The 9,663-nt window shown below is 65.9% G+C and carries 7 protein-coding genes and 1 pseudogene; 2 read left to right on the top strand and 6 right to left on the bottom strand.

Translation table 11 applies throughout. From position 1 onward, the window contains the following. From tcuB to IV091_RS01745, 3 genes are all read right to left on the bottom strand, one after another. Window positions 1–743 (bottom strand): tricarballylate utilization 4Fe-4S protein TcuB (tcuB, locus tag IV091_RS01755; protein ID WP_293464335.1); only part of this gene is annotated, 743 nt, incomplete at its 3' end. Beyond that, window positions 730–2,139, bottom strand: a complete 1,410-nt coding sequence (gene tcuA / locus IV091_RS01750) for an FAD-dependent tricarballylate dehydrogenase TcuA (RefSeq protein WP_293464333.1) — start codon at window positions 2,137–2,139, stop codon at window positions 730–732. The genes tcuA and tcuB, both read right to left, overlap by 14 nt. An 81-nt stretch (window positions 2,140–2,220) precedes the next feature. After that, window positions 2,221–3,159, bottom strand: a complete 939-nt coding sequence (locus tag IV091_RS01745; protein ID WP_293464331.1) for a LysR substrate-binding domain-containing protein — start codon at window positions 3,157–3,159, stop codon at window positions 2,221–2,223. Window positions 3,160–3,210: 51 nt separating this feature from the next. Between IV091_RS01745 and mnmA the strand changes: the two genes are divergently transcribed. After that, complete coding sequence (mnmA, locus tag IV091_RS01740; protein ID WP_293464329.1) at window positions 3,211–4,389, top strand: tRNA 2-thiouridine(34) synthase MnmA; 1,179 nt, start codon at window positions 3,211–3,213, stop codon at window positions 4,387–4,389. 76 nt (window positions 4,390–4,465) lie between these two features. Here mnmA and IV091_RS01735 read toward each other — a convergent pair whose 3' ends face one another. The 3 genes from IV091_RS01735 to IV091_RS01725 form a co-directional block, all read right to left on the bottom strand. Then, window positions 4,466–5,848 (bottom strand): MipA/OmpV family protein, encoded by a 1,383-nt coding sequence (locus tag IV091_RS01735; RefSeq protein WP_293464327.1) that lies wholly within the window; start codon window positions 5,846–5,848, stop codon window positions 4,466–4,468. Between the two features lie 211 nt (window positions 5,849–6,059). Next, window positions 6,060–6,563, bottom strand: a complete 504-nt coding sequence (gene ssb / locus IV091_RS01730; protein WP_293464325.1) for a single-stranded DNA-binding protein — start codon at window positions 6,561–6,563, stop codon at window positions 6,060–6,062. 28 nt (window positions 6,564–6,591) lie between these two features. Then, window positions 6,592–7,797, bottom strand: a complete 1,206-nt coding sequence (locus IV091_RS01725; RefSeq protein ID WP_293464337.1) for an MFS transporter — start codon at window positions 7,795–7,797, stop codon at window positions 6,592–6,594. Between the two features lie 197 nt (window positions 7,798–7,994). Here IV091_RS01725 and IV091_RS01720 point away from each other — a divergent pair. Further along, a pseudogene (locus IV091_RS01720) lies at window positions 7,995–9,663 on the top strand (excinuclease ABC subunit UvrA); the annotation flags it as partial.

The raw sequence follows: 9,663 nt of genomic DNA, 5'->3' as shown, positions 1-9,663 counted from the left end.
TAGAAGGTCAGGTGGTGGGCGCGCTGGCGCGACAGGGTGTAGGCGTCGTCTTCGTTGTGGCAGCCGTCGCCATGGCCACCATCGAGGTACTTCAGCCGCAGCACGTCACCCGTGGCCTCGGCGGCGGCCGGCGAACTCACCGGCAGGCCCGAGGTGGCCGGCGTCACGTCGCGCCAGAAGCGCCGCACACCCAGGCCCAGGGCCAGCACCGCCCACAAGAACACCGGGGCAAACATGCCGACCAGCAGGTTGTGCGGGAACAGCTTGTAGAAGTTGCCCTGCAGGTCGCCGCCCCACAGCGTGCCGTTGAGCGCCAGCGCCAGCAGCAAAAAGATCGCCAGCCCGGCGGCGAGCGCCAGCGACAAGGTGAGGCCATTGCGCTGGTAGAGCTGGCCCAGCGCCGGCGGCCAGGCGTAGTCCACATAGGTCTGGGCCCGGACTTGGGCCATGCTTTGGGGCACATTGACGGCGAACTCGTGCGGTGGCGCGTACTGGCAGGCGTGCAGGCAGGCGCCGCAGTTGTGGCACAGGTTGGCCAGAAAGTGAATGTCGGCCTTGCCAAATTCGAGCCGGCGCGTCATGGCCGGAAACACCGCGCAAAAGCCTTCGCAGTAGCGGCAGGCGTTGCAGATCTGCATCTGGCGCGCCACTTCGGCTTCGGGCGCGCTCAGCGCCAGGCCCGCCGCCACGTTTCCGTTGGCCAGCGCCACGGCGTCCCGCGCCAGGGCTTCAAGCTGCTGCATGATGAACTCCTGATTTCATGGCTGCCTGCGCAGACTGAACGCCGGCTATACGGCCAAAAGCCGTACCAATCGACATGCCGACACCGGCGGTATACCCCTTGCCCAGCACATTGCCGGCCATCATTTCACCGGCCACGAACAAGTTGCTGCTGGCCACGCCGCCAAAGCGGACGGCCGTGGTTTCGTCGGTCTTGAGACCCAGGTAGGTGAAAGTCACGCCGGGCTTGAGGGCGTAGCCGTAAAACGGGCCTTTGTCCACGGGCCGGGCCCAGTGCGTCTTGGCTGGCAGCAGCTGCTCGGTGTGGCAGTCGTCCAGCACCGTGTGGTCAAACGTGCCGACCCGGCACGCGGCGTTGTAGTCGTTCAGGGTCTGCATGAAGGTGGGCACATCAAGCCCGAGCTTTTGCGCCAGTTCCGGCAGGGTGTCGGCCCGGGTGCCAGGAAACACGGGCGGCATGAAGCGGCCAGCGGCCTTGGCGTCGATGATCGAGTAACCCACCTGCCCCGGCTGCTGCGCCACCAGGCGGCCCCAGATGGCATAGCGCTTGGGCCAGAAGTCTTCGCCTTCGTCGTAGAAACGCCGGCCCTCGCGGTTCACCACCACGCCCAGCGACACGCAGTCGATGCGGGTGCAGATGCCGCCGTCGTACAGCGGCGCCCGGGCGTCAATGGCCACCATGTGCGCCTGCGTGGGGTCGCCAATCATGTCGGCCCCGGATTCCATCAGCTGCTTGAGCAGCACGCCCTGGTTGAAGCGGGTGCCGCGAATGGCAAAGTTGTCTGACGGCCATTCGCCACGCGCGTTCTGGCCCCAGGCTTCGCGCAGCCATTCGCGGTTGGACTCAAAGCCGCCGGCGGCCAGCACACAGGTTTTGGCGGTGATGCGCTCGTCGCCAACATAAGCGGCGACAAACTGGCCGTCCGTGAGTTCCAGCCGGTCGACCGGCGCGTTGTAGCGAATCTGCACGCCGAGTTGTTCGGCACTGCGGTAGTAGGCATTGACCAGCGCTTTGCCGCCGCCCATGAAAAAAGCGTTGGTACGGCTCAGGTGCAGCGTGCCTGACAGCGAGGGCTGGAAATGCACGCCGTGGCGGCGCATCCAGTCGCGGCAATGGCTGGACGCCCGGATGGTCAGGCGCGCCAGTGCCTCGTCGGTCTGGCCGCCGGTGACTTTCAGCAGGTCCTGCCAGAATTCTTCTTCGGGGTAGGCGTCGGTCAGCACATCCTGCGGCGCATCGTGCATGCAGCGCAGGTTGCGCGTGTGCCCCGAGTTGCCGCCGCGCCATTCGCGCGGCGCGGCTTCGAGCAGCAGCACGCTGGCGCCGGCCTCGCGCGCCATCAGCGCCGCGCATAGCGCCGCGTTGCCGCCGCCAATCACCAATACATCCACAGTCATAACCGCCTCACCATTTACAGGAAGCTGCCGACTGTAGGGGCCATGCGGGTCTTTGGTCAGCCCCGGATCACGATAGGGCCATCACAAATCGTGATGGGCCAGCCGCGTGCCTTCCCAGGCGCCGGAGCGGACCAGCGCGCGGGCGCAGTCGGCCAGCACCACGCGCGTGGCCAGTGCGGCGGGCGACAGCTCGTCGTCCGACAGGCTGCACAGGGCGTTGCTGCGGTGCACCTGGGCATCCGTGATTTCGGCCCACTGCAGGCACTGCGCGGCCTTGTGCACCCGCCCCAGCGCGGCCCAGGGCTGGACCGTGCAGCCCAGCCCCGCGCAGACGGCATCCATCAGCATGGTCAGCGAGTCCACTTCGGCCACCAGCCGGGGTTTGATGTCGGCCCGGGCAAACGCCGCGTCCAGCGTGCTGCGCAGGCCGTGCGCGCCGGTCGGCAGGATCAGCGGCACACCGTCGAGTTGCGCCATGCGGGTTGCAGCCGGCAGGCTGGGTTCACCTGCGGTGCGCGGGCTCATCAGGTACAGCTTTTCCTCCAGCAGCGGCATCACGCTCCAGCGCCGGGCGACGCCGGTGTCAAACAGCACCGCCAGGTCGAGCTGGCGCGCATTGAGCATGCTGGTCAGGTGGCCCGACATGCTTTCGACCAGGTGCAGCCGCACATCGGGGTAGCGCGCGCGCATGGCCTGCATCAGCGGCACGCCCAGCACCACGGCGGTGGTGGACGCCAGCCCGACGCTGACCGTGCCGCTCAGGCGCGACTGCTGGGCGGCGCGCACGGCTTGCTCGGCATGGCGCAGGGTCAGCTGCGCTTCCCGGAAAAACGCCAGGCCGGCCTCGGTCGGCACTACGCCTTTGCTGCTGCGCTGCAACAGCCGGGTTGAAAGTTCGCTTTCGAGCCGGCTGATTTGCTGGCTCAGGGCCGACTGGACCAGATCGAGGTCCAGCGCGGCGCGGCTCATGCTGCCGAGCTCGACGATACGAACGAAATACCGGAGTTGCCGAAGTTCCATGGCGGGCCGTCAAAAACGCAAACTGGTCATGCCGGGGATAATCGCACACCTATGGACAAGCAACACAGCAAGCAACGGGTGGTGGTGGGATTGAGCGGCGGCGTGGACTCGGCCGTAACGGCGCACCTGCTCAAGCAGCAGGGCCACGAGGTCATCGGCATCTTCATGAAAAACTGGGAAGATGACGACGACAGCGAATTTTGCTCTTCCAATATTGATTTTGTCGATGCCGCCGCCGTGGCCGACGTGATTGGCATAGAGATCGAGCATGTCAACTTCGCCGCCGACTACAAGGACCGCGTCTTCGCCGAGTTCCTGCGCGAATACCAGGCCGGCCGCACGCCCAACCCCGACATTTTGTGCAACGCCGAAATCAAGTTCAAGGCCTTCCTGGACCACGCGATGCGCCTGGGCGCCGAGAAAATCGCCACCGGCCACTACGCCCGGGTGCGGCAGAGCGACACCACCGGCCTGTTTGAGCTGCTCAAGGGCCTGGACCCGGCCAAGGACCAGAGCTACTTTTTGCACCGGTTGAACCAGGCGCAGCTGTCCAAAACGCTGTTTCCGGTGGGCGAGTTGCACAAGACCGAAGTGCGCCGCATTGCCGACGAGATCGGCCTGCCGAATGCCAGGAAAAAGGACTCGACCGGCATCTGCTTCATTGGCGAGCGGCCGTTCCGCGAGTTTTTGAACCGCTACATCGCCAAGGCGCCGGGGCCGATCAGGAACGACCAGGGCCGGATTCTGGGCGAGCATGTGGGCCTGAGCTTTTACACGCTGGGCCAGCGCCAGGGCCTGGGCATTGGCGGCGTGAAGGCCCGGGGCGCCGACCTCAAGGCCGCGCAGGCGCGCGGCCAGCGCGGCGTGGGCGAGCACGAGCCGTGGTTTGTCGCCCGCAAGGACCTGGAGACCAACACGCTGTGGGTGGTGCAGGGCCACGAGCACCCGTGGCTGCAGTCCACCCAGCTCAGCGCGCAAAACTGCAGCTGGGTGGCGGGCTCGCCGCCCGCGCCGGGCCCGATGGCCGCCAAAAGCCGCTACCGGCAGCAGGATGCGGCCTGCGAGGTGCGCAGCGCCAGCGCCACCGCCACCGACTGCGAACTGGTGTTTGCAGCGCCCCAGTGGGCCGTGACGCCCGGGCAGTCTGCCGTGCTGTACCAGGGCGAGGTCTGCCTGGGCGGCGGCGTGATTCACAGCAGCAACGTGCGCAACCTGCCGGGACAGACATAAAATCGGGCTCTAGCCCGATCAAACCGGGCGCAAGAAGCTATTTAAAGCATAGCGCTTGCAGCGCCCGGCCAGCGCCTTAGAGCGCAGTCTCGACGTAGGTGTAGATGTAGTTGGAGCCGCCGCTGACGCCGCCCAGCAGGCGCGACCAGCCAAAAATGCCGGAGCGGTGCGACACGCCAAAACCGATATAGGTTTCTTTCAGCGCCCGCGAACCGATCAGGTCGCCCAGGCTCACGTCCAGCGTCGGGTCAAAGTGGTGCAGCAGCCGCGACGTCGATTCCCCATTGGCCGCCTGGCTGCTCGCTTCAATGTACGGAACCCGCTGCGCCAGCGACACGCCAACCCCCAGGCCCAGCCGCGTCTTGACCCGGGCGCTCCACGGAAAGCCGGAGTAATACGCTTTCATGAACAAGTCCAGCTGCAGGCCGTTGCGCTGCAGTCCGCGGTCGTCATGGTGCGTCAGGCCCGCATAACCGACGACATCGACCGGCCAGCCGTTGAAGTTCTGGATATAAGGCCTGCCGATCTGCACGCCGCTGATGCTGGTCGGGTTGACGCTGGCCGTTGACAGGCACTGCGCCGTGATGATTTTCACCATGTGGCAGCCGTCGTCGGTGGCTTTGCCGTACAGCAGCTTGAAGTAGGTGGGCGAGCTGGTCTGGGCCCAGGCGCGCTCGTGGCCGCCAAAGTCGTAGACGGCGCCCACATACACGGCAGGCAGCACCCGCTGCTGCACGATGGGACTGTTTTTAACCGGGCTGCCCAGCACCGTGGCCGACACGCCCGCGAGCAGGCGCAGGCGCTGCGACAAGTCGTAGGAACCGTAGAGTCCCGCCGTGGTGTTGACACCCGCGCCGGGCGTGTAGGCCGGGCGGCCGGGCGCCGCTTCGCCGGCTTGCACACCGTAGTAATAGTTGTTGAGCTTGGCGTCGCGCAGGGACACGCTCAGGCTGGGGCGCAGCGTCCAGGGGCCGGATTTCCAGTCGTAGCTGTAGCCCAGGCGGACTTCGCTGCCGCCGGAGGCATTGCCGGCATCGCGCAGCCACTCGGCCTGCAGGTTGCCCCAGGGCTGGCTGTAGCGCAAGGACAGCCCCAGGTCGGTGCCGGTGCGGCGTGTCGCCATGCCGTCCAGGCTGGCGGGCAGCTTGTCGATCGGAAAGCCTTCCAGCCGCTGCTCGACGAACAGGTCCAGCCGGGGCCCATTGCCGTTCAGCAGCTTGACGCCGGCCCGGTTGGCATGCAGAAAAACCCGGTCGCCTTCGTACAGGTACAGCGGCAGCAGGTCGTAGCGGGTGCCCGCGTCCCGGTAGGGCGAGGCTTCGGCCCGCATGGCAAAGCCCAGGCCCGCACTGCCCGGCTCGGTCAGCACCGTGAGCGGCTCGGCCGAGCCGTTGGCACTGGCGGGCGTGATCACGGACAAGCCCAGCGCCAGCAGGGCCGCGCCGGACAGGGGGCGCAAAAGACAAAGGCGGGAAGGTCGGAAACTAATCATCGTGGCTTGGGTTTTGAATGGCGCGGCACAAGCGCCGCTGGGCCGCCCGGCCTGGGAGCAGGGCAATTGACAGGAAAATTACAGCAAAATAGACTTAAGGCCCATACGCAACGGGCATAAGTAGCTATTACTTTGATAGCATTCACGACAGGCACCCGGTTTCGGGGCCTTGCATGTTTTAGAACGGAATATCGTCATCCATGTCGTCAAAGCCGCTGGCGGCCTTGGACGGCGCAGGCGCGGCCTGCCGGGGTGCGGGTGCCGGGGCACGGGCCGGGGGGGCCGACTGGCGCGGCTCGTAGCCACCGCCCTCGTCATGGCCGCCGGCGCCGGGGCCGCCCATGCCCTGGCGGCTGCCCAGCATCTGCATCTGGTCGGCGCGGATTTCAGTCGTGTATTTTTCGACGCCGCTCTGGTCGGTCCATTTTCGGGTGCGCAGGCTGCCTTCCACATAAACCTGCGAGCCCTTGCGCAGGTACTGGCCGACGATTTCGGCCAGGCGGCCGTTGAACACCACGCGGTGCCATTCGGTGGCTTCCTTCATTTCGCCGGACTGCTTGTCCTTCCACTTGTCGGTGGTGGCGATGGTGACGTTGGCGACCTGGTCGCCACTGGGAAAGCTGCGCATTTCGGGGTCTTTCCCCAAATTGCCGACGATGATGACTTTGTTGACGGATGCCATGACATGTTCTCCTAATCTGAACTGAACTTTAAAGTTTAACTGGCTGGCCGACCGGCGCGGGTTCACGCCCGCCCGGCGCCCGCATCGGCCAGGCCACCAGCAGCCACAGCAGCATCAGGCCCGCGCACGCCATGAACAGCGCCCCGGGACCATGCGCCTTGATGATCCAGCCGCCGACGGCGCCGCCGGCAAAAAAGCCCAGCGACTGCGCCGTGTTGTAGACGCCAAGCGCCGCACCGCGCGCATGCGCTGGCGCCAGGCGCGAGGCCAGGCTGGGCTGGCTGGCTTCCAGCACATTGAAGCCGCAAAAAAACAAAAACAGCAGGCCGCCCAGCAGGCCCAGGTGGTGCGCCGCCGTTGCGGTTTCCCACAGCAGCCCCAGCTGCACCAGAAAAATCAGGCCCACGGCGCCCAGAAACGCCGCACGCAAATGGCCCCGACGCTCCAGCGGAAACAGCGTCAGGCCCATCACCAGAAAGGAGCCCACCACGGCTGGCAGATAGACCTGCCAGTGCAGCGCCTTGTCCAGCCCGGCAGCGACCAGCAGCCCGGGAATGGCCATCCACATGGCCAGCTGCACCGCGTGCAGCACAAACACCCCAAAGTCCAGCCGCAGCAGGCCCGGGTCCTTCAGTACCGCCCGCATGCCGCCGCGTGGCGGCGCAGCATGGCGCGGCGGCTCGGCCGGCACCCACCAGCGCACCACCGCCATGCCGGCCAGCGCCAGGGCGCCGGTCAGCGCAAAAATGCCGTGCAGCCCGATGCTGCCGGCCAGCAACGGCCCGGCCACCAGCGACAACGCAAACATCAGCGCAATGCTGACACCGACCAGCGCCATGGCCTTGGTGCGCACCTGGTCGCGGGTGCAGTCGGCCAGCAGCGCCGTGATGGCGGCTGAAATGGCGCCCGCGCCCTGCAGCGACCGGCCCGCCGTCAGCCAGTTCAGGTCAGGCGCCCAGGCCGCCAAAAAGCTGCCCAGCGCGAACACCAGCAGCCCGGCCAGCATCACGCGCTTGCGGCCCCAATGGTCGGAGGCGATGCCAAACGGGATTTGCAGCAAGGCCTGGGTCAGGCCGTACACCCCCATGGCCAGGCCGACGCGGGCCGGGTCATCGCCACCCGGGAACCGGGCCGCTTCCAGCGCAAACACGGGCAGCACCAGGAACAGCCCCAGCATGCGCAGCGCAAAAATCGATGCGAGCGACACGCTGGCGCGCCGCTCGGTGGCGGTCATGGGAAATGAAGGGGCGGCAGAAGACACGGGTAGGAGGTCTAAAAAATGATTTCAGCGAAATTATCGGCGCACGGGCCAGACTGAAGCCGGGTGTTGAAGCCGCCAGGCCGGCCGCTCTGGCCGGTTTGCAACCCGCCTATTGTGCTTGAAACGGGGCTTCGGTCTATGATGGAAGGTTTTGCGGCGCCCCCATTCCAGTGAACTCACTTAACGACAGCAAGTACCTCGCCAGCGTGCTGGCGGCCCAGCGCATCAGCATTCGCGGGGCGCGCACCCACAACCTCAAGAATATCGACCTCGATATTCCGCGCAACCAGCTGGTGGTCATCACCGGCCTGAGCGGCTCGGGCAAGTCCTCGCTCGCGTTTGACACGCTGTATGCCGAAGGCCAGCGCCGCTACGTTGAAAGCCTGTCCACCTACGCCAGGCAGTTCCTGCAGTTGATGGACAAGCCCGACGTGGACATGATCGAGGGCTTGTCGCCCGCCATTTCCATCGAACAAAAGGCGACCTCGCACAACCCGCGCTCCACCGTGGGCACAGTCACAGAGATCCACGACTACCTGCGGCTGCTGTTTGCGCGCGCCGGCACGCCTTTTTGCCCCGAACACGACTTGCCGCTGCAGGCGCAAAGCGTCAGCGAAATGGTCGACGCGGTGCTGGCCCTGCCCGAAGACACCCGGCTGATGATCCTGGCGCCGGTGGCGCGCGAGCGCAAGGGCGAGTTTGAAAACCTGTTTGCAGAAATGCAGGCCCAGGGCTATGTGCGCTTTCGCGTCGATGGCACGGCCTACGAATTTGACGCCCTGCCCAAGCTCAAGAAAACCGAAAAGCACAACATCGACGTGGTGATTGACCGCCTCAAGGTGCGCCTGGACAAGGAAACACAGCCCGAAGCCGGCGCCGTCCCGCCGCCCGCGCTGCGCCAGCGGCTGGCCGAAAGCTTTGAAGCCGCGCTGCGGCTGGCCGACGGCAAGGCGATTGCACTGGAAATGGACACGGACCGCGAACACCTGTTCAGCGCCAAGTTCTCGTGCCCGGTCTGCAGCTATTCGCTGAGCGAGATGGAGCCGCGGCTGTTTTCCTTCAACTCGCCGGTGGGCGCCTGCCCCGGCTGCGACGGGCTGGGCCACAAGGAGTTTTTTGACCCGACGCGGGTGGTGGCCTTTCCCAGCCTGAGCCTGGCCAGCGGCGCCGTCAAGGGCTGGGACCGGCGCAACGCCTACTATTTTTCGATGTTGGAGAGCCTGGCCAGCCATTACCAGTTTGACATCGACCAGGCTTTTGAAGACCTGCCCGAAGCCGTGCAGCAGGTGGTGCTGTTTGGCTCAGGCACCGAAAACATCAAGTTCAGCTACCTTGCGGATGCCCGGGAAGGCGCCGAGTCCGGCAAAAAAATCAGCAAGAAGCACCCGTTTGAAGGGGTGATCACAAATCTTGAGCGCCGTTACCGCGAAACCGACTCTGCCGTGGTGCGCGACGACCTGGCCCGCTACCGCAGCGTGCAACCCTGCCCCGACTGCGCGGGCACGCGCCTGCGGCGCGAAGCGCGCCATGTCTACCTGGTCGGCACCACCGACGGCGAAGGCGGGGCCGGCCCGGTCAGCAGCCGCAAGGCCATTTACGAAGTCAGTCATGACACGCTGCGCGACAGCTTTGCCTACTTCAACACCCTGAAAATGGAAGGCGCCAAGGCCGAGATTGCCGGCAAGGTGGTGCGCGAGATCGGCCTCAGGCTCAAGTTCCTGAACGACGTGGGCCTGAACTACCTGAGCCTGGACCGCAGCGCCGAAACCCTGAGCGGCGGCGAGTCGCAGCGCATCCGGCTGGCCTCGCAGATCGGCTCGGGCCTGACCGGCGTGATGT

The sequence above is a fragment of the Polaromonas sp. genome, assembly GCF_018780625.1.
Taxonomy (GTDB): Bacteria; Pseudomonadota; Gammaproteobacteria; order Burkholderiales; family Burkholderiaceae_C; genus Polaromonas.
Note: the sequence above shows the minus strand (reverse complement) of the source record. Positions and strands in the feature narration are given on the sequence as shown.

Bases quoted from the DNA above. Each gene is read 5' to 3' on its own strand.
- tcuA (WP_293464333.1), bottom strand. From the start codon at position 2,139: ATGACTGTGGATGTATTGGTGATTGGCGGCGGCAACGCGGCGCTATGC.
- IV091_RS01745 (WP_293464331.1), bottom strand. From the start codon at position 3,159: ATGGAACTTCGGCAACTCCGGTATTTCGTTCGTATCGTCGAGCTCGGC.
- mnmA (WP_293464329.1), top strand. From the start codon at position 3,211: ATGGACAAGCAACACAGCAAGCAACGGGTGGTGGTGGGATTGAGCGGC.
- ssb (WP_293464325.1), bottom strand. From the start codon at position 6,563: ATGGCATCCGTCAACAAAGTCATCATCGTCGGCAATTTGGGGAAAGAC.
- IV091_RS01725 (WP_293464337.1), bottom strand. From the start codon at position 7,797: ATGACCGCCACCGAGCGGCGCGCCAGCGTGTCGCTCGCATCGATTTTT.